This is a genomic window from Staphylococcus sp. FW104-15G4D (assembly GCF_058790135.1).
The window spans coordinates 165,977-190,855 of the sequence record NZ_JBYTCH010000002.1; the positions used below are offsets into that span (position 1 = coordinate 165,977).

Genomic DNA, 24,879 nt, shown 5'->3' on the forward strand with positions numbered 1-24,879 from the left:
ATTTTATAGCTAAAAGATTGCTAATTATGAATAGCTAGTCTACATTATATATACAATAAATGTAGAGGTAATCCATTCATGATATCAATTATACTAACAATCATTGCTTTTATCCTTATTGCATCTTTGTATGTCAATCAACCACTCACTCTTAATTTAAGAGCTTATATTTCTTCTATTATTATCGGATTTATCATTACAATTTATCATTTAATTCATTTAACTATTCCGTATGATTTAACAAGCTTAATGTTGATTGCTTCATTATTTATTCTCATTAAACATCGACATTTATTTAACTTTAAACGTGGACGTCTATTTTTGAAACACATGTTTATTTACCTTTATCGCATCATATTATTCCTATCAGCATGTATATATATCAGTACGGTAGACATCCCAATTATTAATGGATTGGCCTTATGGTTCGCCACCATCGCTTATAGTACTATATTCGCTTTTATTTGTTATATTTCTTGGTCATCAGCTTATGGTAGTCATTTATGTTCTAAAAATGTAGACCTAATTATGGTACTAGGAGCAGGTATTTTTACAGAGGAAGTCACTCCTATGCTTGCTGAACGGTTAAATTGCGCAATCAAAGTTTATGAATCTCAAAAGCATTCTCCATATATGTTAGTAAGTGGTGGGCAAGGTCCCGATGAACCCATTACTGAGGCGCTAGCAATGAAACGCTATCTCATCGCGAAGGGTGTGCCGGAGAAACGTATTCTAATGGAAGAACAATCTACTAATACGTATACCAATTTTCAATATTCAAAGCCAATCATAGAAGGACATTTTGGAAGACGGGCACAATTCTTATGTGTTACAAGCCAATTCCATATTTTAAGATCATTGCGTCTTGCTAATAAAGTAGGTTTAGAATTCTATGGTCTCGGGAGCCATACACCCTATCATTTTTTCAGTATAGCGCTTATCAAAGATTTTTTAGGATTAATGTATCAATATAAAGTAATTCTAACTATTTATTTTGCGATTATCTTTTGGGTAAGTCTTATACGCATGATCATCGTCTAAGAAATGAATAAGCGAGATAACGAAAATTACTATTCAAGTAGACTAACGTTACCTCGCTCTTTTTATTAGTTGATTATTTTACCGTCATAAAGTTCTATAACACGGTCTGCATATTTAAATAAACTTTCATCATGTGTAATCATTATACCAATCATACGTTTGTCACTAATCTGTTCTTTAATCATTGCTACGACATCTCTAGCTCTCTCTGCATCTAAACTTGCGGTAGGTTCGTCAGCTAGTATGATTTTAGGATGATTCATAAACGCTCTCATAATCGCTACACGTTGTTTTTCTCCACCTGATAACATATAGGGATAGCTTTTCACCCTATGTGTTAAACCAATCTCATCAAGTAATTCATTAGCCCGTAACTTTGCTTCTCTTTTAGACATTCCCGCTTCTTTACCAACAGTGATCAGTTGTTCTTCTACAGTGAGGTACGGGATGAGATATGACGCTTGAAATATAAAGCCGATGTCGTTGAGCCTCATTTTAGTATTGTTGTTGTTATTAAATAAAGGGCTTTCTTCATAGATGAGTTTACCAGATGTAGGTGATAATAAACCGCCTAGTATCGTTAATAATGTAGTTTTGCCGGAACCAGAAGCACCATTTAAGATAACGAATTCTCCATCCTGAACTTCAAAATTGATTCCTTTTAAAACTTGCGTTTCAGATTCATTTTCTCCAAAAGTTTTAACAATATTATCTACCATTAATGTCATTATTCATTTCCCCCTATCGCTTCTATCGGATCAATTTTTAAAAGTTTAATGAACGAGAGTGACGCGCCAATTAAACCAACGAATAAAAATATTATTAATACAACTAACATGTTGCTCACTTCTAAATGAAATGGCATTGTAACCGGTAAAATTTGATTTATTAATATAATTAAAGCTTCAGATATAATTACACCAATCAGAGTAATTACTGAAATTTGAACGATTAATGAAATAAGTAAATGTGGTGTGGAAATGCCTATAGCTTTAAGTATTCCTATCTCGGAAATTTTCTGTATCGTCATTACATAAAAGAATGCGCTTAATACTATTGCTGTGATAATAAATAAACTATAAATCATCATTTTCAATGGACTTTGCTCAGCTTTGTAGCTAGCAATATGATTCGTTAATTCTTGTGCTTTTACATGTTGCACACCTTTAATTGAATTGATTTCATGCTTCTGTTTACTAGATAAATGACTCAATGAATAAAATGAAGCCACACCATTATTTTTATTTTGAAATACGTTTTGATTCATAAGAATCACATTACTATGCGAATACATAGCATCTTTAAGAATTCCTACGACTTTATATGGCTTACCTTCTTTGGTGAACTTCACTTTATCTCCTTTTTTAATCCCTTTTGCGATAAGTTTTTCATTCACTACAATTTCATTTTTATGATTTGGATATGTTCCAGATTTTAGATTAAATTTATTTTCGGTCGTATAGTTTAATGCAACGACATTTTCTTCATTACCTTTTATATTTAAAGTTTTTGACATCATTTTTATTGGTTGCTCGTTAACGATTTTGTTTATTTTAAATTGTTGTTTAGAGTTTAATGAAGATTTTTCTAGTTGTGGTTCCTTCATTTTCTGAATAATAAATTGGTTCCCTTTGAGGTGATCAAATAGAGAAATGTTTTCCCTGGCTAGTCCTTGAGCCAACCCACTGATAAATAAAACCATCGTAGACATTAAAAATACGATAAGCATTATAAGAATAAATCTGAATTTATAAAATTTAATTTCCTTCCATGCTAAATTCATTTATAGTCACTCCTTTATCTTTGTCACCAAAATTTTAAGAAGTGAATGTGAACTGAATATGAACGAACTTCGATATGTTAAATTAAAATTGAAAATAGTATAATAAATAAAAAACTTAGGAGCGAAAAGATGATGGCGAGCTGTTTAGTTGTTGATGATGATCGAAAAATATTAGATTATGTAAAATCTCATCTAATAAATGAACATTTTGAAACACACGCTTTTTTAAGTGGTGAGGAGGCACTTCATTTTCTTGAAAAAGAGAATGTCGACATAGCTATCGTTGATATTATGATGAATGGCATAAATGGTTTCGAATTATGTAAAACTTTAAAAGAGGATTATGATATACCCGTTATTATGTTAACGGCAAGAGACGCTTTAAGTGATAAAGAACGTGCTTTCTTAAGCGGGACAGATGACTATGTAACTAAACCATTTGAGGTGAAAGAATTACTATTTAGAATCAAAGCGGTGTTAAGAAGATATCAAATCAATGCTGAGTCTGAACTTAAACTTGGAAATTTAACACTCAATCAACCATATATGGAGATAAGCGTTGATGCTAAAACGATAAATCTTCCTAATAAAGAATTCCAATTATTATTTTTATTAGTGTCTAATCCAAAACACATTTTTACTCGAAATGACATCATTGAAAAAATTTGGGGCTTTGATTATGAAGGTGATGATCGAACTGTTGATGTACACATTAAAAGACTCCGTCAAAAGTTGTCTAGATTAGGTGCATCAATTTCAATACATACGGTCCGTGGACAAGGGTATAAGGTGAATCAAGATGTTTAAAACACTTTATTCTAGAATTGCAATCTATACCATCACAGTGATACTTTTTAGCGCCTTTATAAGCTTTGTCCTTACAAATATCTATTATCATTTTAATTTAAAAGCCTCTAATGATGCTAAAATTATGAAAACCTTAGAAGAAGCACGCAATTATGAAAACGCACAAAACACTCAATCACTCTCCTCTTATTTTAAACATTTGGGAGATATGAATTATCAAATACTTACTGTAGATAATCATGGTACAAAACATTTTTATGGAGAACCATTCCGTCGAGATACATTACCACAATCTGCTATTCAATCTGTAATGAATGGTAAAAATTATCACGGTATTAAAAATAAGCCATTTGAATTATTTGTCACAGGTTTTTTCGATAATGAAACGGATAACACGGTAGGCTTACGCTTTAAAACTAACGATAAACCAGTTGCGGTATTTATGCGTCCTGATATTGGTGAAACATTTAGTGAGTTTAGAATATTTTTAGCCGTGTTACTTGGGCTATTACTTGTCATCTCAATTTCATTAGTTATTGCTTCTACGTATTCAATTATTAAACCCGTTTCTGCTCTGAAAAGTGCAACCCATAGACTGATGAAAGGCGATTTTCAAACTCCTATCAATCAAACACGTCAAGATGAAATTGGCACCTTACAATCAAGGTTTGATACAATGCGCAAACGTTTAGGACAAGTAGATGAAATGAGACAACATTTTGTCCAAAATGTATCTCATGAAATCAAAACTCCACTGACACACATTCAAAGTATATTAACTCAACTACAATTTTCTAAAAGTAAAGAAGAAAGACAAATGCATGTTAATGAGCTATTTAATATTACTACTCAAGTCAGTGATTTAACGCAAGAACTATTATTACTATCTGAATTAGATAACGCAGAACATTTAACTTTAGATAATCGCATCCACTTAAATGATTTAATTAAAGATATTGTCAGACATGAGCAATTCCATATTGAAGAAAAAGATTTAGTAATTATGACAGAATTAGATGAGGTATATTTCCTAGGAAATGAAAGACTTATTCATCAAGCGTTAAGCAATCTTATCATTAATGCCATTAAATACACACCACAATATGGCTTAATCCAGATACATTTATCAATAGAAGCTTCCAATATTATTTTTACCATCGAAAATGAGGGCGCAGTCAGTGATAAAGATATGTCTCACATTTTCGAAAGATTTTATAAATTAAACAATGATCAGAGTAGTAATGGTTTAGGTCTCGCAATTACAAAATCCATCGTAGAATTGCACAATGGTACTATTTCTGTTCAATCTAACGACGCTACAATCTTCACAATTCAATTACCAATTAAAAACACTGTATAAACTAACTCCTAACCATGTTTTAGTTTATACTTTATCTTCATAAAAAAGGCTCTAAGATGATTTCAAGTTTGAAACCATCTTAGAGCCTTTGTTTTTAATTGACTTACTTTATCATTAACTTAGCTTCTACAAATTATTTAACATTTAAATACTTTGTAATTTCTTTATTTACGGCATGGTATACATCTTCATGTTCTGAGAGTTTCAAGCCAAATGAAGGTACCATTTCTTTGATTTTAGATTCCCAACCACTAAATTCTGATTGATAACAACGTTGTAATACATCAAACATAATATCTACTGCTGTTGACGCACCTGGTGAAGCACCTAAAAGAGCTGCTAGTGTACCATCTTCAGAAGTAATAACTTCCGTACCAAACTGTAGGTTACCTTTAGATTTATCAGTATCTTTAATCACTTGAACACGTTGTCCTGCAGTAATTACTTCCCAATCCTCGTCTTTAGCTTCAGGGAAGAACACACGTAAGTCATCAACACGTTCTTCATTAGATAACATTAATTGAGATACAAGATATTTAGTTAAATTAAACTCTTTAACACCTGCACTTAACATCGTTACTATATTATTTGGTTTAACAGATTTAATTAAATCTAAATATGAGCCAGTTTTTAAGAATTTAGGTGAGAAACCTGCGAAAGGTCCAAATAATAAAGAACGTTCACCGTTAACAAAACGTGTATCTAAGTGAGGTACAGACATTGGAGGTGCTCCCACCTCTGCTTTACCATACACTTTTGCATGATGCTGTTTAATAACATCAGGATTTTTACATCTTAAGAATAATCCACTTACTGGGAAACCACCAATGTGTTTAGATTCTTTAATACCTGTTTTTTGTAATAAAGGTAAACTAGCGCCACCAGCACCGATAAATACAAATTCCGTTTCATAATTTGTTATTTGACCAGATGTTAAATCTTTAATAACAACATTCCAATTACCATTATCCTGTTTCTTAATGTCTTGAACTTCATGCTTATAATTCACTTCGACATGTTTCTCTTGTAAATTGCTAATTAATTTTTTCGTTAAAGCACCAAAATTCACGTCTGTCCCTGTTTCATCATAAGTGATAGCAATAGGCTCTTCTGACTTACGCCCTTCCATCATTAATGGTACCCATTTCTTAATTTTTTCAGGATCTTCAGAGATTTCCATTTTTTCGAAAAGAACATTCTTTTGAAGACTATCTACACGACTTTTCAAGAAACGCACATTATTTTCGCCCTTAACAAAACTCATGTGTGGTACAGATTGGATAAACTTACCTGGGCTATCTAATTGACCCGTACGTACTAAATACGTCCAAAACTGTTTAGACACTTGGTATTGTTCATTAATCTTTATCGCTTTAGTGATATCAACTGAGCCATCTTTACCTTCTTTAGTATAATTCAGCTCGCATAATGCTGAATGCCCTGTACCAGCGTTATTCCAAACGTTTGAACTTTCCTCACCAGGTTGGTCCAATCTTTCAAATAATTTAATTTCTTTCTCAGGTGATAATTCTTTAAGTAATGTTCCTAATGTTGCACTCATAATGCCGCCACCAATTAAGATGACATCTGTTTTGCTATGTTGTGTACTCATAACAAATACAGTCCCCCTTTTCAATGAATAAATGGAACGATTGACTCTAATGGATTTGTTTTAATATAGATTTCTATATTAAAGCGCTTTCTAAACCTATAAAAAATATATCCCAAGAGTTATTTAAGGAAGACTTGATTCTCCCTCATCATAACCATTGATTAAACTAGTTTAATTATATACTATAAATTGCTATTCACAAAAGGATAAAAAGTCAGATATCTATAAATTGTTAAACTCTTACCCTTAAATAATGCTATTAATCCATTCTAACATATTACCTTTAGTAGTCTGACTAATGTTATAATGAACTACAAGATTATAGAAACAATGAGGTGTTTTACATGAAATCGTTCACGTTTTTCATGCATAATATATATGCTATGGGTGGAACAGTAAAATCTATTTCCCAGCTCGCTAATACTCTGTCTAAAAAAGGTCACTCAGTTACAATCATCTCAGTATTTAGAGGCGCTCAATCGCCCTATTTTAAATTAAACAAAGATATTAATATTAAAGTATTAGTTGACTATCGTTTTAAAGCCAAAAATTTCAAAGCGATTGTCGCTAATCGTGTAAAATCTTACACTCCACTTTTAAAACCGCAAAAAATTTCTCAACATGAACCAGGATTTAATCAGTTTTCAAGTTATGTCGAAAAGAAAATGATTAAAGCCATCAAAAATGTGTCTTCAGATGTATTAATTGGTACTCGTGCGAGCTTCAATATTTTAATCTCAAAATATGCCAAAACTCATATCACCAAAATAGGTATGGAACACATGAATTTTGATGCTCATCCTGAGCAATATCAAAGAGAAATTATTGCTGCCTATAGAAACTTAAATAAAGTCACTACATTAACTGAAAGTGATCAAAAAAACTATCAATCTCGACTTAAAACTCCTGTATACGTCGTACCAAACATGGTAACTGAGAAAAAAATTGCTGCGCCGAAGAAAAATATTATCTTGGCCGCTGGTCGTTTAGAATATGAAAAAGGATTCGATTTACTTCTTGAGAGTGTGAGACTTATACAAGATTATTTAAGAAGTTTAAACTATGAAGTACATCTTTATGGGGATGGAAAAGAACAACAACAATTACAAGAATTTATCGATCAATATAACTTAAGCGATATTATTCAAATCAATGCGTCTACACAAGAATTAAATAGTAAATTAGCGCAAAGCAAAATTGTTGTTGTACCTTCACGTAATGAAGGTTTTGGGATGATTATTTTAGAAGCGATGCTTCAGGATAATATAGTTATTAGTTTTAAAGGCAATGTAGGTCCTAAAGCTATTATAAAAAATGGCCATAATGGTTATCTTGTAGAGTATGAAAATGTATCACAATTAGCCAAGCAAATTGATTTAACAACACATAATTATAATGAACTTGATCATATTATTCAAAATACCAAAGAAACCTTAAAATTATATCACCCGGATTCAGTATATGAAGACTTTATGAATATGTTCAAATAATTAAACATCTCCAAGCCTACTAAGAACTTTTAAAGGCTTGGAGATGTTATTTTTTATAGTAATAATGATAAGATGAATGTCCATAAACATACGAATACGAGTAAACCGATACTGTATCGTAATGTCATTTTAAGTAACTCAGATTCTTTACCAACCTCTTTAACGGCAGCTGTTGCAATCGCTATAGATTGTGGTGAGATGAGTTTGGCTGCCACACCACCTACAGTATTTGAAGCAACAAGCAATGATCCACTAGTACCTATTTGTTGAGCAACTGATGCTTGAATAGGTGCAAACAATGAGTTGTTGTTGACGACGGAACCTGTCATGAATACGCCAATCCATCCAAGTATAGGTGATAAGATTGGGAAGACACTACCTGCTTTAGAAATACCTTGACCCATCGCACTACTTAATCCACCATATGTTGTAATTTTTGAGATTGCCAGAATAAAGCAAATAGTAAGGACTGGTAGCCAAAGTTCTTTAAAAGTGACACCAAATAAACGACCAGCATCTCCAAAGTTTACTTTCTTAGACATCAATATAGTAATAACGATCGTTAGTAGAATAGCTGTACCTGTTTGGCCAATAATATTAAGTGATAATACAATTGGTTTGTGTGCTATATCACTGAATGTACCTGGTAGATTAAAGTTAAACACAAGTGATGATAATTTACCTTTTGGTAAGAATAACCCTTTAAATGATGGAGAACTCCATATCATGACAATGATTGTTAAAATAACGAATGGGCTCCATGCATATAATATTTCCTTACCTTTATGATGTTTAACTGGTTCTGGTTCAACATCTTTTTGAATTCTAAAGATATGTTTAGGTTGGAACTTTTTAGAAAATAAAGCTAAAGCTAGCATAGATGCAAGTGGCGGAATAATATCTGCTAACTCTGGTCCATTGAATACAGTTAATAGTGCTTGTAAAACTGTATAAGTGACAGAAACAACTAAAATAGATGGTAATGTTTCTTTAATACCTTGGAAGCCATCAATAATAAAAATTAATAAAAACGGAATAAAGAAGTTAATAATGGCTAATGTCAGTGTTGCGGTTTGTGAAACACCCATAGCTGTAACATTTCCCGGTAAATGTAATGTATCGACCACTCCAACTGGTATACCTATTGCCCCAAAGGCACCTGACGCTGCATTAGCTACTAAACATAACATTGCTGCTTGAAGTGGTTTAAAGCCAAGTTGTGATAATAATAAAGCACAAATTGCAATTGGCACCCCAAAACCTGCAGCACCCTCTAAGAACGCATTAAACGAAAATCCTATCAGTAATAATTGAATACGTTGGTCTTGAGAAATACTTGTTATACTATCTTGTATAGTTGAAAATTGCCCAGACTCTAAAGTAATTTTATAAAGTAATACCGCCATCATTACAATATAACCAATAGGTATCACCCCTTGGAAGAAACCTTCTACAACTGCACCAGAAGCGATTCCCACTGGTAATTTGAAAAATGGAATTGCAATGAGCAATGTCACTACAAGTGTAGTTATCGCTGCATAAATTCCTTTCATTTTGAAAACTGTTAAACATAGTAAAAATAAAATGATAGGTATTGCTGCTACTAAACTTGATAATATTAAATTACCAAATGGATTAAATGTTTGTACTAACATATTTTGACTCTTCTTTCCTAAAAAATTTTCTATGAATTTAACTAGCAACATACTAATTTTAAACAGTTAACAAAAATTAAATAAAAATTAGTATGTCATCCCCACAAATATTTGTGAACTTTTTCACAAGAAAAATATATCATCTTTCTTTTAAAAATACAATAGACTTTTTATAGTTTATTCAAGAAGATTTCAAAACCTCAAAGTTTAATATTTTCCTAAAAAAAATATAGTACTAAGTTTTTAGATTTATTACATTGAAAGTCATTTTTAAGCATTGAATTCATGAATTATAGTGAGCCACATGATAAAATAGTAGTAATAAAAGTTTAATAGATAGAAGGAAAACGAATGATAAAACAAATAAACATTTCACATATGGAGAAGTTGGAAGGACTATTAGAAAAAGCTTTACATGAGGGTTACACACATTTTGTACCCTATTCAAATGAAATTCAGATTCATCAATCAATGTTAAAATCCATTGAGCTACCTTCAACTTCATTTGTTGTCGATTATACAATACATAATACGTATCTTAATGATTGTAGATACTTTGGTAAAACATATATTAACTTTGAAGATTGGGTACAAAATATTAATTTATATCCTAATGTTATTTACGAAATCAATTCAGTGCTTAAGATATTGAATAAATTTGAGGTTGAAACGATATTTGACTTAGCTTTATTTACTATTCTTAAGGGCCATGTAGCTGTAGAAGGACATGTGGCACTTGATTTTAAAGACTCCCTCCGAACAAGCAAGGTATTCTGGAGAAGTTTTGACCGTAATGGATTAAATTATAGAGATCAATTCTTTCTTAATAAAATTGCATATGAACATCAACGTAGAATCCCTTTCACACGTGTACCTTTCAATGATCATGATAGTATACGTTATTCTGATTCCGTGTTATTAAGTACTAAATTCAAAGCACCAAGATGGCTCGTAAATCCAATTAAAAATTATTCATTACGTAAACATAAGGAAATTAGTTATATTTATGATAAAGATGATTCTAAAATTAAATCACATGTCGTATTTTTAGGTTTTGATTATCATTATAGAGGAAATTCTAAGTATCTATTTAATTACTTTGTAAAACATAACGCTACAGTAGAATCATATTTTATTACTGATGATAGAACTGGCCCACATTTCATATCTCCTAATGATGAGAGTGCAAAGGAAGTCATTGAAACTGCTAGTGTTGTAATCATAGAAAGCTATCTACCTGATGATGTTCGTCCTAATGGAAAGGTCATTCAATTATGGCATGGAACACCTATTAAGCGTCTCTTTTTAGATAGTAAAGAACCGCATCAAAATCTAAACATTTATAACTATCGAGCACGTAAATATAATAAATGGGTCCATCAAGATTATCTTGTCGTTGATTCTACAGAGGTTGTAAAATATTTTGAATCTGCTTTTCCGAGTCATAAATTAGATATCCTACCTATCGGTTATCCAAGAGTCAATTATTTATTAAATAAATCTCAAGATCTCACCCTAAGAAAAAGAATTATCAAAGGGTTACAATTAGATACCTCTAAGCCAGTTCTGTTGTATGCCCCAACTTGGAAATCAAATACATCTGAAGAAGATATACTACCTTTATCTGATAAGTTACTCAATAAATATAATGTAATATTCAAAGGGCACGTTGAAAGTAAAGATAATTACATTCCTGATGGCGTGATTGTCCCACCTGAAAGTGTAGAAACACAAGATTTAATTATGATAGCTGATATTGTTCTAACCGACTACTCTTCTATTATTTTTGATGCACTCACTCTTAATAAAAACGTATGTTTATATACGCCAAATCATGCTCAATATGTTGAAGAACGTGGTGTATATGAAGATGTACTCAATAGCTTAAAAGAAGTATGGTATACAGATGCAGAATTACTTACAAATCATTTAATTTCTGATTCAATACCACATGTAAATAGTAAATATATTAATAGACAAAATCATTCATTAGACAAACTTAGTCATTTAATAGCTCAGCAAATACATTGATAATTACTTAAATAACGCGCTCACTTTTAAATTAAGTGAACGCGTTATTTATATACTATTGATGATAGTTTGGATCTATAAGTGTTGGTTGACCTTGACGATTCACTGTGACTATTGAATAACTATTGTCTTTTGAGGCATCTTTAAAGCTAAATACATATCTAAATCCATCATTAGTAGCCTCGAGTGAGTAGTCATTATATTTTTTATGTGAGTTACCAAACATGTTTGCCTCATTCTTTGCTATATCTAGTGCTGTTTCAAAATTTGGAAGTTGTTGTAGTGCTTGACCTTCATTTCCATTAAATGGAGACAAGCTTCTAGCGACCTGTGTCGCGTGGTTGCTTTGATAAGGTGCAACATAGTCCTTATTTTTACTATTATCTTGGTTAGATTGAGGTTGCTGTTTTGATGTATTAGTATTTTCAGTTTGTGAATCAGACGACGAAAGTTCATTATTACTACTAGATTTAGATGTACTGTCTTTATCTTTATGATTTTTAGACTTATCCTTTGAATCAGTTTTAGACTTTTTCTCTTTTTGTTCCTTCTTCGAACTATCATCATTTTTCTCATTTTCATCACTTCCACTATGAGAACATGCTGCTAGTATTAATGTTAGAACTGTGATACTTGCGAATAATCTCTTCATGAATCTCTCCTCCAGCTTTTGAATCTATCTACCATTACTCTCATTTTATAACATCGTATTTTTATAAAAAGCATAAAAAAAGAGTATAATATTAATTCCTTATTAATATTATACCCTATATTTATTAATTGAGTATTAAATTTATATACAGACTATAAGAAGTCCTCTCCCATCTAATTAGTATCAAATAAACATTTTCAAATTACTTTCGAGACACCTGTCCCATATATTGATTTAACTTTCAAATGAATTTTCTTAAGTTTAGATACAAAACAGACTGTGACAATAAAATTAGTCACAGCCTTATATATAAATATTATATTTCTACTTGTTTTCTTCGATATCTTTGTGAATAAGCTCTCCGATATATTGAGAAGCTTTACCATCATCAACTGAACAGAATCTATCATAAAAAGCATCAATTTGGTCTTGATATTCATCTTGAACTTTATCTAAGTCTTTGAGTTTTTTAGCCAATCCATATGGTTCAGTATAAATTGGACCTGGTAAATCTTTCATATAGTCCATGTAGAATCCACGTAATCCTTTATCATATTTATCAATGTCATATGCAAAGAAAAATTGAGGACGTTTTAAAATACCATAATCAAACATAACAGATGAATAATCAGTGATTAAACAATCACTTACCAAGAATAACTCTGAAACATCGTTATAATTAGACACATCAACTGCAAAGTTTTCATATCCTGTTAGATCAAGAGCATTAGAGATAAGATAATGCATACGTAATAAGATAACGTAATCATCCCCTAGCTCATTGTATAGATTTTCTAAATCAATTTTTAACTCAAATAAATATTTACCCTTACTAACAAATTCATCATCTCTCCAAGTTGGAGCATACATAATTACTTTTTTATCACTTGGTAAGTTAAGATTTGTCTTGATTTCATCGATATAGTCTTGATCGTTTGCACGATTCACTAATACATCGTTTCTTGGATAGCCTATTTCTAATATTCTAGGTTCATCCATCCAGAATGCACTTCTGAAAATTTCTGAAGAATATCTATTAGGCGAAATTAAATAATCCCAACGTGACGTTTCACGGTTGAAGTTTCGTTTATATCTTGAAGTTGTTGTACCAGGCATACGAACGACTTTCATATCATTTGCAAGTCGTTTTAATGGCGTACCGTGCCAAGTTTGAATATAAGTTTGGTTATCCTTTTTGTTTAAATATAACGGTGTACGTGCATTTGATACCCAATGACTTGCTTCAGAGTATGCTTGATAGTATTCAGCAGAACCACGTTTCACTTTTTTAGCATTACCTGGAATTACACTCTTATCAGGTTTTTTAAGTGACCAAACATAATTGTAATTTGGATAGTATTTTTGCATATATTCATATATATATTTCGGACTATCACTATAATTTTTACCACCAAATGCCTCGAAAACAATCGTTCCTTGATTAACATTTTCTTCTTTATCAGTAAGTTCATATATAGAACGATCTTTATTTTTTCTTCTGAGTAAGACATTTTTAACATGACGCAATGTCTTTCTAAATTGGTTCACTTTAAAAGCATTCTCTGTATCTTGATTCATCAATAAAACCGTTTCTATGATATTGATAAGTTTTTGATGTTTAACTAGTTGGACGTTAAGATATTGTGCTAATTCAACAAGTGTATCTTTGTGAGCCTCGTATCTCGCTTTAATATCATAATGAGTTGGATCAAAATCACGGGAAATTCTATTTTCCATTTTATTAATAATAAATGTTCGCGTCATTTTATTCGAAGTACGTTCTAAAGCATCATAGAAGCTCTTTACATATTCTTCAAAAAGAACATCAAAACTTTGCTCACTTAACGTTACTGTTTCAAAAGGATCGTAAACTTCTCCACGGAAGTAGAACGGGAAGTTAAAAATACGCATAAACTTATTAACATACTTCATATATTCAAGCGTAAATGACCAATCAGTATAAATACTTAAATCTTCGTTGAATTTCAGATGATGTGCTTTGACGATTGCAGTTCGGAATATTATATTACAAGCTGTTTGCTTTCTTAAAAATGAATTAACGTTCGCGTCAGCATTGTAATACTCAACTCTAACACGATCTAAATCAACGTATTGAGGACGTTGAAGTGTAAATGAATGAATAGGCGCTATCAAGCCATCAGTATAATTAAATTTATCTAGATAAAATGTGATTGCATATGAGGCTAAAACGTCATCTGAATCAAGAAACATAAAATAAGGTGTTTCCACTTGTTCTAGAGCAACATTACGTGCATGTGCATGTCCTTGATTACTCTCTAATTTGATATAATTAATATCTTTATCATAATCTTTTAAAGCTTCATTCATTAATTGTTCACTATTGTCAGTAGAACCATCATTAACGATAATCACTTCAAAATCTTGAGTTCTCTGTTGTTTAATACTTTCAATACAACTTTTTATGTACTCTTCTGAGTTGTAATATGTGACAATAATTGTCAGTGTACTCATTTTATACGTCCTTTCTAATAACTCTATATGAATATAACGTGATTTGGCAGACATGCTATTAGATTTTATAAATCTAATATTTGTAATTCCTCTTTCACTTTGTATTACGTATTTAATTCTTCATAAGTGAAATGCTTAGGATAATTAAAACTAGTATACTCATTAAAATAAAATGTACGATTATCATAAACACATTTTAATTCAATGATTAACTGTCATCATAGCAACTGAAACATTGACGATAATGATTACTAGTTATAATAAAATCAACGCCTTGCTTTTACTAAAATTTTACGTAAAATTCATAAAAATTTAACGTGATAATTATATCTAATTTTTAATACCTACGCTAATAATAACAAGTTCAACGTTCTAATTTTATATACTTTTTGGTATATTTTAAATTAAACTTTTTTCCATAATTAAATCTTTATCTACGACATCACCAGTATAAAATTCATGTGAACCTGTAACGACAAACCCTCTTTTTTCATAAAATCGAAGTGCTTGTGGGTTGTGCTCCCATACACCAAGCCAAATCTTAGTTTTATGATATTCCTTTGCTTTTTTGACAGCCAAGTCAATGAATTTTTTACCTCTCCCGCCACCTTGATATGCCTCATCGAAATAGATTCGTTGAATTTCTAAATAATCTTCTCCCTTTTTTTCTGTTTGGGCATGATTAATATTTAATTTTAAATATCCTACTACTTTTTGTTCATCTCTAAAAAAATAGTGAAATGAATCTTTCTCTTGAAGTTCACGAGATAATTGATTAATGTTATACGCCTCTTCAAAAAATTTATTAAAATCTCTATCATCATAAGACGATTTAAATGTATGATAAAAAGTTCTCTTAGCTATATCCTGTAATATTTCAACTTCATCACTTCTTACCTCACGGATACTCTCACTCATACCAAACAACCCCTTTTTGTCGTTTAAACTACTTTAACTTATTTTATCGGACGAGTCACGCTTTTTTGTTTTATAATACTATCATTTTTCTATTGATAATCTTTATCAATGAGTATAAAGTTATAGATGAAAATTGTTTAAAAAATAGAGTGAGGTTATTATATGTTTGAAAATATGTTTGTCGTAGGTATCACTGGTCCTACAAGTTTAGTCGTAATCGCAATTATCGCATTAATTATTTTTGGACCTACAAAATTACCACAATTTGGAAGAGCTGTTGGTTCAACGTTAAAAGAATTTAAATCCGCAGCAGAACATATTGATGAAGATTCACACGAGACTCCCAGTAAAGCTTCTAAATCACAGCGAGAACAATCAAAATAGTTCTTCACTATTAGAGCATTTTGGAGAGTTACGTCACAGGCTTGTCATTGTATTGATCGCACTTATCGTTTCAGTCTTCTTAGTTTATATTTCATCACATTGGTGGATGCAACCTTTTATAAAATATATTAAACGAGCACATGTTACTTTACATACCTTCTCGTTTACCGAAACGATACAAATTTATGTAATGATTATTTTCACAGTAGCAATATGTTTAATTGTACCTATTATTTTCTATCAGCTATGGTCTTTTATAGCACCAGGCCTACATGTTTATGAGCGACAATTTATTTATAAATATAGTTTTTTCTGTGCTTTATTATTCATTATAGGAGTAGCCTTCGCATTTTTTGTTGGCTTTCCAATGATTATTAATTTCTCTGAAAAACTATCTCATATGCTCAATATAGACCAAGTTATTGGATTTAAAGCATACCTAGGAGAGCTAATTAGATGGCTCCTCGTTTTTGGATTTATATTCCAATTACCTATATTATTTATGGGATTAGCTCATTTTGGACTTATAGATGTTAATCAGTTAGGTCATTATAGAAAATATGTTTACTTTGCTTGTTTTGTAGTAGCAAGTATTATCGCACCACCTGATTTAATATTAAACTTAGCATTAACACTTCCATTAATTCTCTTATTTGAAATCAGCATGTTTATCGTAAAATTCACTTATAGAAAACAAAAAATCACAAATGAACTCTAAATGAGTCTCATTTGTGATTTTTCTTTATTGTTGATTCTTTTTACGTTGTTTAAATACAAATAATAGTATTAAAATAACTAAAATGATTTGAGCTACTATTGTTTCGACACTAGGATAGAAACCAATCCAACTCACTGTAGGCAAACCTTCGATACTATGTTGAGGTATCCAACCTAGTAATTGAGCTTTTTGGATACTTACACCTAACATTTTAAATGTCATAATGAAGATTAGTATTGAAAGCACTCGAAATATATAGTGAACTGGAATTAACTTGACAATAAATCTAAATAGTAAAGCGAAGATGATTAAAATTACAATCGCTATTACTATTCCTATTATAAAGTCTTGCGTTTTAATACTACCAATCATACCCATATAGAATATGATAACTTCAACACCTTCACGAAGTACTGATATCAAGCCGATTGTTCCCAATAAAACAAGGTTACCGTTACTAATTGCATTTTGGTACATCGACTGAATCATTTTATTCCAACGTTTTGCACTTGATCGATTATGCATCCACACACCAACCACATACATTAAAATAACGGCTACGATACCAAGTACCGCTTCCATACCCTCACGAATAATACCATTATTGCCAATTGTTGAAATCAAAACAACTGCTAACGCTATACTTAATACTAATCCTAAGAGTGCACCACCTATCACACTAGATGTACCTTTATGGTCTTTCACCTTGCGGGTCATGGTTGTTAAGGTCATGACGATTAATAGTACTTCTAAGCCTTCACGTAAGAAGATTACCATTACATCAACGAAAGTATAATCTCCTGTTCCAACCGTATCTTTAATATCATTATTGATCTCTTTTAAACCGTCTTTGACACGCTCTTTGTTGCTGTCATCTAAAATACTTTGATAATAAGGTATTTTATCTTCAATAGTTGTATATAAGCTATTATTCTTAGTTTGAATTTTACCTTCGACATATGGCCAAATTTGAATAAATTTAGATAAAGCCGCATCCGTTTGTTTTAAATCATTTTTATTGATACCAGTTATCGCCTTATCTAACTCATCATTCAATTGTGACACTTTGTACTTACCATTTTCTTCTGATGATTGTTTTTGGTCCACAGTATCTATACTTGATTTGAACGTATCCCAAGCGTTCTTAACTTTCTTTGGATCTAATGGTTCCTTTTGTATGGCTACACGAAGTTGCATTAAATTCACTTCAATCGTCCCATATTTCCCTTCATCGTAATTACGAATGACAGTTTCATGACTAGTCCAAATTTGGTTCAAACTATTATTAATGGATTCGAGTTCTGAACGATTTTTATTTTTAATCGCTTTTTGAATAGGTTCATCTTTGGCGTCTACTGCTTGCTTTAATTCTTTAATTTGACCTGATGCATCTTTAGAACTTTGTGTATTTTCATATGTAATTAATGCTTTAGTTAAGTCTGATAACTTATCAGCTTGATCATCTGAAGTTTTAGCACTTTCAACTTCCTTCAGTTTATTCTTGACTGCTTTACCTTCTTTATTATCTTTTACTTTTAAAGCATTAATTTCTTTTCTAACTTGCTTGATAGCTTTTTTCTTATCGCTATCCTTTTTTGAATTATCACTAATCGTTGATTTAGCATCCGTAATTGAAACATATACTTCACTCATTGAGGCATTTTCAGCATGTACTGGTGCTATTTTAAATAAACTTAATATTAGAATTAAGACGATAAGTATCTTAATCGAATAGTGTTTCACCGAGGTATCCTCCCTTTTTCACACCAGGTAATACGATAAATGTTGCGGAGGCACGATGTGTAATGTATTCATTTAATTTATCTTTATGACCTAAATGGTTTTGAATATCAATAAATTGTTGAGTCGCCTTTTGGAAACTAATAAATAATAACCCTGTTTCTAAAGCTCCAGTTTTGTCATTTGTTCCTGCAGTGTAGTTATAAGCACGACGTTTAATGGACGTCTTCGCTTCATGCGCTAAACGTGCATGAGCATCTGCAGGAATTACATACTCTCCACTACTATCCTTTGCACCGAGATCCATTTCATCAAATTCTTTCTTACCAGTTAGCGGAGCACCAGAGATTCGTTTACGTCCAAACGTCGCTTCTTGTTCTTCGAGTGCAGTGCGGTCCCATGTTTCGATATGAATCTGTATGCGTCGAATAATACAATATGTACCATTTTTAGCCCAACCGTCATCAATAAATACATAATCCTTGTACTCGTCAGTATGGCGAGGGTTAACAGTCCCATCTTTAAATGCCATTAAGTTACGTGGCGTTTCATGAAGTTGTCCTGAAACAAAACCTGTTTGAGACCATTTAACTTGTACAATATCTCTAAATGGTCTTATTAAGTTATGGATAGCATGGAAAGTAACTTGATCATCCATTGAACATGCTTGAATCATGATATCTCCATCACTAAAATCATCCGATAATTGATCATTAGGGAAATGTGGTAAATCTTTATAATTTTTCGGTATCTTGTCTTTCATACCAATCTTTTTCAAGAAAGATTTACTTACTCCGAACGTAAGCGTTAATTTACTCGCACTTAAGCCAATTGCTTCACCAGTATCAACAGGTGGTAATAATGGGTTACTACTCTCTTTACCGACAGAATCTCCGTCCGTCATCTGCGCTGCCATTTTCGTCCACTGTTTGAACATATCTTTGATTGCAGCTTTATCTTTCGATTTTAAATCTAAAGCTACAAAGTTAATTGAGCGTTGTGTGGGTGTAGTAATACCGGCTTGAACTTTGCCATAAAACTCATATGCATCTTTCTCTTCATCTTCTGGTGTATCAAACATTGATTTAAAAGAGAATATACTTCCTACTCCACTTGCACCAATGACTACACCAGCGCCACCTATGCCTAACATTTTTAGAAATGAACGGCGTGACATTTGTGATGATTGGTCTTTGTCTAGTTTACTCATTCTGTAACCACAGCCATCTTACTTAATGGTTCACCTAAAGCATTTACAGCATCAGCCAATGCTTTTCTATCTTTCTTAGTTACATCATTATAAGATTTATAACCATCACCGTCTTTATATTTATCAAGTAATTTATTTACCTTGTCAAAGTTCTTTTGAATATTTGAACTTAACTTTTTATCTTTTTTCTCTAGAGTAGGTTTAAATAACTCATATATTTTTTGCGCGCCTTCAATATTAGCTTTAAAGTCGTACAAATCAGTATGAGAATAAATTTCTTCTTCACCTGTAATTTTAGATGTTGAAACTTCATTTAATAAATCTACTGATCCTTGAAGCATTAATTTAGGTGTAATATCTAATGTATCAGCTTTTGCATGTAATTCTTTAGCATCTTTTAACAATTGATCAGCATCCTTTTTAGTTGTACTGTCAATTTTATTATCTTGATAAAGTTGTTTTTCAATTTTATGATATCCAGTCCATTGATCTTCTTTTTTTTCTTCTTTCATATCTGCTAAACGAGCGTCAATCTTAGGATCTAAATCACCGAAAGCCTCGGCAACTGGTTCTGAACGTTCATAATACATACGTACCTTAGGATATAATTCTTTAGCCTTTTGCATATTGTTATCTTTAATTGCATCAACGAATTGTTGCGTACCTTTTAAGAATTGATCGAGTTGCTTATCTGTGTACTTTTCATACTTCTTAGTAGCTTCATTTAATTCCTTTTTATTACCACCACTACTATTATTTGTTGAACTTGAACTATCTTTACTATTATTGTCGTTTCCACATGCTGCTAACATTAACGTTGATGCTAATAAAATAACCGGTAACTTTTTCATTACTTCACCTCATAGATTGATAAATAAATGATTAACCTATTGTGACTCACATCGAGTTGGAGTTAAAGTTCTCAATTGATAATCATTATCAAGAATATTATATTCGTGGGTGATATTTGTGTCAATAACAACTCTTTTGATTTTTTATCTAAAAATCCTTTTAAATTTTAAAGAATTTAGGAGACATTTATGTGTTATTTATTTTTAAAAATAAAATGACTGGGTAAACTATGAATAAGGGAATTTAGAGTTGACGATTACTATAATTTTTAGAATTTAAAAAGATACTTATAGGAGTGGCTATACTATGGTAGAAAAGTTTCAAGCATTTATAGTTGATCAAGACGACAAAGGTAACGTTTCTCATGATTTTAAAAAGATAAGTAAAGAGGATTTACCTGAAGGTGACGTTCTCATTAAGGTTCACTATTCTGGAATTAATTATAAAGACGCTTTGGCTACACAAGATAACAATGCAATTGTAAAAAGTTATCCTATGGTGCCTGGTATTGATTTGGCTGGTACTATTGAAGAAACGAATGCACCTGGATTAGAAGTTGGAGATGAAGTCATTGTTACAAGCTATGACTTAGGTGTAAGTCATTATGGTGGTTTCAGTGAATACGCACGTGTGAAATCAGAGTGGGTTATTAACTTACCAGAGGGACTTACTCTAGAAGAAGCTATGATTTATGGAACTGCTGGATATACAGCTGGCTTAGCTATTGAAAAATTAGAAAAAGCTGGCATGACTATTGAAGGAAAAGAAGTTTTAGTAAGAGGAGCAACAGGTGGCGTTGGCACACTTGCTATGCTTATGTTAGAGAATCTGGGATATGACGTGATAGCTAGTACCGGACGAAAGAATGTTGACGCTGATTTAAAAGAACTTGGTGCTACTGAAGTAATCAATCGCCTACCAGATAATGATGAAAAAGCATTGGCATCACGCACTTGGCAAGCAGCCATTGACCCTGTCGGTGGTCAAAATTTACCTTATATTGTTAAACGTTTAGATAATAATGGCAGTGTAGCAGTAATTGGTATGACTGGTGGCAATGAGTTTGAAAGTTCGATTTTCCCATTTATCTTAAGAGGTGTAAGTATTATTGGCATTGATTCAGTTTTCACACCAATCAAGTTACGTCGTCGTGTATGGAGAAGATTAGCAAGAGATTTAAAACCAAATCAACTTCATGATATTAAGCATGTCATTTCTTTTGATGAACTTCCTCAAGCTATTGATAAAGTGATTAACCATGAAAATACTGGTCGCATTATAATAGATTTTAATGCTTCAAAATAATTAATATAAGAAAAAGAGCGCGAGTACACCTCATAGTCTACTCGCGCTCAAATCTTTAATACTTGATATACATTCCTTTTGAATATGGCTCGGTACTTATGAACCCAAACTTTTCATAAAGTTTATCAGCTGGATAATCTGCCATTAAACTTATATATGTTCCTTTTTCAGCCACTCGATCAATATACTTCATAATTTCTTCCATTATAGTACGCCCATGTCCCAAACCTTGGTATTCTTTATTTACTGCGATATCTACAATCTGAAAAGCAGTACCACCATCTCCTATAACACGCCCCATACCAATGAGCTTATTGTCATCATAAATAGTGACATTGAAACAGGCATTGGGTAACCCCTTTTCAGCAGCTTCAATTGACTTAGGACTCATACCAGCGTTGAGTCTTAAATCACAGTATTCTTGAACTTTAGGTGCTTCAAAATTAATTTCTACCATCACTATGCTATCCTTTCAATAAACTTAGTATAGATATTGGTTCACAATATCTTTGTTTGATTCCTTAAAGATATCGTTATGACTTGATACATAACCTTCAGTTGCTGCATGAGGTTCGATGTACGTCTTAGCTAAATTAGCAGCATTACCAGCATCACTGAATGCGCTCGCAATTAAATGTACTTTAGCATCATGGTGCACGATATCGCCACATGCGTAAATACCCTCTATACTAGTAGTCGTATTCCCAAAGCCTTTAACTCGGTATTCATCATAAAGTTCAAATTGTGATGTACAATCTTTGAGTAATGGATTCTCATGATCAAAGCCATGACTAATTATGACTTCATCAAAAGCTTGAGTTTCGATTTTACCGCTCTCAACATTCTCCAGTTTCACTTGATGAATACGTGTATCATTGTCATTTCCAATAAGTTGTTTAATTTTAGTGTTTGGCAGTAATTGTACACCAAGTTCTTTAAGAATCCCATTCATAGCTTCATAACCACTTGTTTCTGATTTTCGATAAATCACCGTTACGCTTTTGGCAATTTTCGCAATATCTCGCGCCCAATCTAATGCAGTATTTCCTCCGCCAGAAATAAGGACATCTTTATCTCTAAATTTTGAAAATGACTGAACGACATAGTGAAGATTGGTAAGTTGATAACGTTCTGCACCTTTAATATCAAGCGGTTTTGGATTAATGATTCCTCCTCCAATAGCGAAAATAACTGCTTTGGATTCATAAATGTGCCCTTCACTTGTTTCAATTTCAAAATGTCTTTCTGAAACTTTACGTATATCAGTAACACGTTCATTTAAATTTACTTTAGGATTAAAATGTAAACCTTGTTCAATCATATCTTCTATAATCTGGTAGCACGGTTTAGGTGCAACACCACCAATGTCCCAAATAATTTTCTCCGGATAAATTTGCATTTTACCACCTAACTTATCTTGCACATCAATGATTCTAACTGACATCCCTCTCAACCCAGAGTAGAAACTTGCAAACAAGCCAGCTGGACCGCCACCTATAATCGTAACGTCTTTCATATTGCTTCCTCCTGTAATATGTAAAGCATATAAATTAATTCCCAGTGATAATTATTATCATTTATTTCATCAATATTATACTATATGTGAAATGCGTATTGAAGATATTCATATTAGCACTACATAAAAAACTCGTGAGTCATTAAAAACTCACGAGTTAAAATTAATCCTTAGGTTCAGTAATAATTGCTTGTCTAAGTAAAAAGAATAATAATAACAGTCCTGCTAGCATTCCCGTATGACCTATACCAGCAAAGCCTGCTAAAGCTTCTGGTGAATATTTTGCACCAATCACTTGTAAAGTACCTTTATAAGTCATCATGCCTATTGTCACTATGACACCTAAATGATAGACGATAAAGAACCAATTAAATAAATAATAACTACTTAATTTAAATACCTTTTCAAGTGGTAATAAAAGTAAGAACATAAACATTCCGAGTATAAGTGTATGAGTATGTACTAATGCTAATTGTGTATCACCCGTAAAATGATGCGCTTTAGTTAATTCTCTGTAATAGAAACCACTTAATAGTCCTATAATCATATAGAATAAAAAAGAATATAGTAATCTACGCATGATGAATCCTCCCTCACGGTTATATTATAGAACATATTACTAAATATTAAAGTGACAAAATCACGAAGAATAGAGATGATTACAAAAAATTCCTAAAAAGATAAAGTAAACTTTTTAGGAATTTTTGAGCTCTTTATTTTTTATTACGTGCATGTTTAAATAGAGCAACTAATGAAATAATTATTGCAAAGATGGACACAATCCATAAAGCGATTGAGCCTCCACCATTTGAAGTAGATGCTTCAGATTTATTACCATTTGAACTTGCACCTTTTTTCACAGTAGTAGTTGGAGCAGGATGTTCGCTATTTTCTTTACCAGTCCATTTTACAACATCACCGTTATCATACGTTTGATATGCTTTCCATTTAAATGTGCCCTCATCTTCAGGATTAGCTGCTACAATCGGAAATTCTATAAACTCGTTAGGTCCTATTCCTTTACCAGTAGCTTTCCATGTAATTTTTGTGATATTGCCTTTCTTATCTTTTTTAAATTGATGTTTAAATCCTTCAACAGGTGCAACGTTTGCTACGTTGACACCTTTAGGGACATTCAATTCAACTTTGACAGTGTTATTATCTTGCTCAACTGGAACCCTCACATCATATTTGTCATAAGATCCTGGTTCACTTTGGTTGGGATTAAGTGTCACGTGCGCATCGGCGTATTTAAAACATCCAATCGCAAAAAATAAAACAATTGTCATTGATATCAATTTGCGTAACATGA

22 protein-coding genes are annotated in these 24,879 nt (G+C 31.9%); 8 read left to right on the forward strand and 14 right to left on the reverse strand.

Annotation, left to right across the window (positions count from 1 at the left end):
- Window positions 1–78: 78 nt before the first annotated feature.
- Window positions 79–1,041 (forward strand): YdcF family protein, encoded by a 963-nt coding sequence (locus AC3WQX_RS07250; protein ID WP_049428350.1) that lies wholly within the window; start codon window positions 79–81, stop codon window positions 1,039–1,041.
- 65 nt (window positions 1,042–1,106) lie between these two features.
- Here AC3WQX_RS07250 and AC3WQX_RS07255 read toward each other — a convergent pair whose 3' ends face one another.
- Entirely contained in the window at window positions 1,107–1,769 is a 663-nt protein-coding gene (locus AC3WQX_RS07255) for an ABC transporter ATP-binding protein (protein ID WP_023351240.1), read from the reverse strand.
- The gene (locus AC3WQX_RS07260; protein WP_037550194.1) at window positions 1,769–2,824 is read right to left on the reverse strand and encodes an ABC transporter permease; all 1,056 of its coding nucleotides are present in this window, start codon (window positions 2,822–2,824) and stop codon (window positions 1,769–1,771) included. The genes AC3WQX_RS07255 and AC3WQX_RS07260 overlap by 1 nt, the downstream gene beginning before the upstream one ends.
- Window positions 2,825–2,956: 132 nt before the next feature.
- On the opposite strand from AC3WQX_RS07260, the gene AC3WQX_RS07265 reads away from it, so the two are divergent.
- Together AC3WQX_RS07265 and AC3WQX_RS07270 are read left to right on the forward strand one after the other, a co-directional pair.
- Window positions 2,957–3,631, forward strand: coding sequence for a response regulator transcription factor (locus tag AC3WQX_RS07265; protein ID WP_030063514.1), 675 nt, complete (start codon window positions 2,957–2,959; stop codon window positions 3,629–3,631).
- A complete protein-coding gene (locus tag AC3WQX_RS07270) occupies window positions 3,624–4,991 on the forward strand; it encodes a sensor histidine kinase (protein WP_049428354.1) in 1,368 nt (455 codons plus the stop codon). The genes AC3WQX_RS07265 and AC3WQX_RS07270 overlap by 8 nt, the downstream gene beginning before the upstream one ends.
- A gap of 133 nt (window positions 4,992–5,124) precedes the next feature.
- Here the strand turns inward: AC3WQX_RS07270 and AC3WQX_RS07275 are convergent, their stop codons facing one another.
- The gene (locus AC3WQX_RS07275) at window positions 5,125–6,603 is read right to left on the reverse strand and encodes a malate:quinone oxidoreductase (RefSeq protein WP_023351236.1); all 1,479 of its coding nucleotides are present in this window, start codon (window positions 6,601–6,603) and stop codon (window positions 5,125–5,127) included.
- Window positions 6,604–6,947: 344 nt separating this feature from the next.
- On the opposite strand from AC3WQX_RS07275, the gene AC3WQX_RS07280 reads away from it, so the two are divergent.
- A complete protein-coding gene (locus AC3WQX_RS07280) occupies window positions 6,948–8,093 on the forward strand; it encodes a glycosyltransferase family 4 protein (RefSeq protein WP_049428356.1) in 1,146 nt (381 codons plus the stop codon).
- Window positions 8,094–8,146: 53 nt separating this feature from the next.
- Here the strand turns inward: AC3WQX_RS07280 and AC3WQX_RS07285 are convergent, their stop codons facing one another.
- Window positions 8,147–9,748 (reverse strand): L-lactate permease, encoded by a 1,602-nt coding sequence (locus tag AC3WQX_RS07285; protein ID WP_070597662.1) that lies wholly within the window; start codon window positions 9,746–9,748, stop codon window positions 8,147–8,149.
- A 351-nt stretch (window positions 9,749–10,099) separates the two neighbouring features.
- Between AC3WQX_RS07285 and AC3WQX_RS07290 the strand changes: the two genes are divergently transcribed.
- Complete coding sequence (locus AC3WQX_RS07290; RefSeq protein ID WP_070597663.1) at window positions 10,100–11,779, forward strand: CDP-glycerol glycerophosphotransferase family protein; 1,680 nt, start codon at window positions 10,100–10,102, stop codon at window positions 11,777–11,779.
- Window positions 11,780–11,834: 55 nt separating this feature from the next.
- On the opposite strand, the gene AC3WQX_RS07295 is transcribed toward AC3WQX_RS07290, so the two are convergent.
- From AC3WQX_RS07295 to AC3WQX_RS07305, 3 genes are all read right to left on the reverse strand, one after another.
- The gene (locus AC3WQX_RS07295; protein WP_049428362.1) at window positions 11,835–12,431 is read right to left on the reverse strand and encodes a hypothetical protein; all 597 of its coding nucleotides are present in this window, start codon (window positions 12,429–12,431) and stop codon (window positions 11,835–11,837) included.
- A 324-nt stretch (window positions 12,432–12,755) separates the two neighbouring features.
- Complete coding sequence (locus tag AC3WQX_RS07300) at window positions 12,756–14,924, reverse strand: bifunctional glycosyltransferase/CDP-glycerol:glycerophosphate glycerophosphotransferase (RefSeq protein WP_082243233.1); 2,169 nt, start codon at window positions 14,922–14,924, stop codon at window positions 12,756–12,758.
- Between the two features lie 399 nt (window positions 14,925–15,323).
- Window positions 15,324–15,842, reverse strand: a complete 519-nt coding sequence (locus AC3WQX_RS07305) for a GNAT family N-acetyltransferase (protein ID WP_049428364.1) — start codon at window positions 15,840–15,842, stop codon at window positions 15,324–15,326.
- 162 nt (window positions 15,843–16,004) lie between these two features.
- Here AC3WQX_RS07305 and tatA point away from each other — a divergent pair, with 162 nt between their 5' ends.
- Together tatA and tatC are read left to right on the forward strand one after the other, a co-directional pair.
- Complete coding sequence (gene tatA / locus AC3WQX_RS07310; protein ID WP_002432296.1) at window positions 16,005–16,226, forward strand: twin-arginine translocase TatA/TatE family subunit; 222 nt, start codon at window positions 16,005–16,007, stop codon at window positions 16,224–16,226.
- Window positions 16,165–16,944, forward strand: a complete 780-nt coding sequence (tatC, locus tag AC3WQX_RS07315) for a twin-arginine translocase subunit TatC (RefSeq protein WP_193626851.1) — start codon at window positions 16,165–16,167, stop codon at window positions 16,942–16,944. The genes tatA and tatC overlap by 62 nt, the downstream gene beginning before the upstream one ends.
- Before the next feature lie 24 nt (window positions 16,945–16,968).
- Here the strand turns inward: tatC and AC3WQX_RS07320 are convergent, their stop codons facing one another.
- Genes AC3WQX_RS07320 through efeO form a run of 3 tightly spaced genes read right to left on the reverse strand, consistent with a single transcriptional unit; the run spans window position 16,969 to window position 20,745 of the window.
- Window positions 16,969–18,687, reverse strand: a complete 1,719-nt coding sequence (locus AC3WQX_RS07320; RefSeq protein ID WP_049428368.1) for an FTR1 family iron permease — start codon at window positions 18,685–18,687, stop codon at window positions 16,969–16,971.
- Entirely contained in the window at window positions 18,668–19,894 is a 1,227-nt protein-coding gene (gene efeB, locus AC3WQX_RS07325) for an iron uptake transporter deferrochelatase/peroxidase subunit (protein ID WP_492739994.1), read from the reverse strand. Before efeB ends, AC3WQX_RS07320 begins: the two co-directional genes overlap by 20 nt.
- Window positions 19,891–20,745, reverse strand: a complete 855-nt coding sequence (gene efeO / locus AC3WQX_RS07330) for an iron uptake system protein EfeO (RefSeq protein WP_002453899.1) — start codon at window positions 20,743–20,745, stop codon at window positions 19,891–19,893. Before efeO ends, efeB begins: the two co-directional genes overlap by 4 nt.
- A gap of 307 nt (window positions 20,746–21,052) precedes the next feature.
- Here efeO and AC3WQX_RS07335 point away from each other — a divergent pair, with 307 nt between their 5' ends.
- Window positions 21,053–22,051, forward strand: coding sequence for an acrylyl-CoA reductase family protein (locus AC3WQX_RS07335; protein WP_002453900.1), 999 nt, complete (start codon window positions 21,053–21,055; stop codon window positions 22,049–22,051).
- Window positions 22,052–22,106: 55 nt separating this feature from the next.
- On the opposite strand, the gene AC3WQX_RS07340 is transcribed toward AC3WQX_RS07335, so the two are convergent.
- The 4 genes from AC3WQX_RS07340 to AC3WQX_RS07355 form a co-directional block, all read right to left on the reverse strand.
- On the reverse strand, window positions 22,107–22,508 hold the full coding sequence (locus tag AC3WQX_RS07340) for a GNAT family N-acetyltransferase (protein ID WP_049428377.1): 402 nt from the start codon (window positions 22,506–22,508) through the stop codon (window positions 22,107–22,109).
- 24 nt (window positions 22,509–22,532) lie between these two features.
- Window positions 22,533–23,567, reverse strand: a complete 1,035-nt coding sequence (locus AC3WQX_RS07345) for an NAD(P)/FAD-dependent oxidoreductase (RefSeq protein ID WP_070597665.1) — start codon at window positions 23,565–23,567, stop codon at window positions 22,533–22,535.
- Window positions 23,568–23,730: 163 nt separating this feature from the next.
- Window positions 23,731–24,147, reverse strand: a complete 417-nt coding sequence (locus AC3WQX_RS07350; protein WP_002432207.1) for a DUF2871 domain-containing protein — start codon at window positions 24,145–24,147, stop codon at window positions 23,731–23,733.
- Window positions 24,148–24,280: 133 nt separating this feature from the next.
- The gene (locus tag AC3WQX_RS07355) at window positions 24,281–24,877 is read right to left on the reverse strand and encodes a YcnI family protein (RefSeq protein ID WP_037550230.1); all 597 of its coding nucleotides are present in this window, start codon (window positions 24,875–24,877) and stop codon (window positions 24,281–24,283) included.
- Window positions 24,878–24,879: the final 2 nt, after the last annotated feature.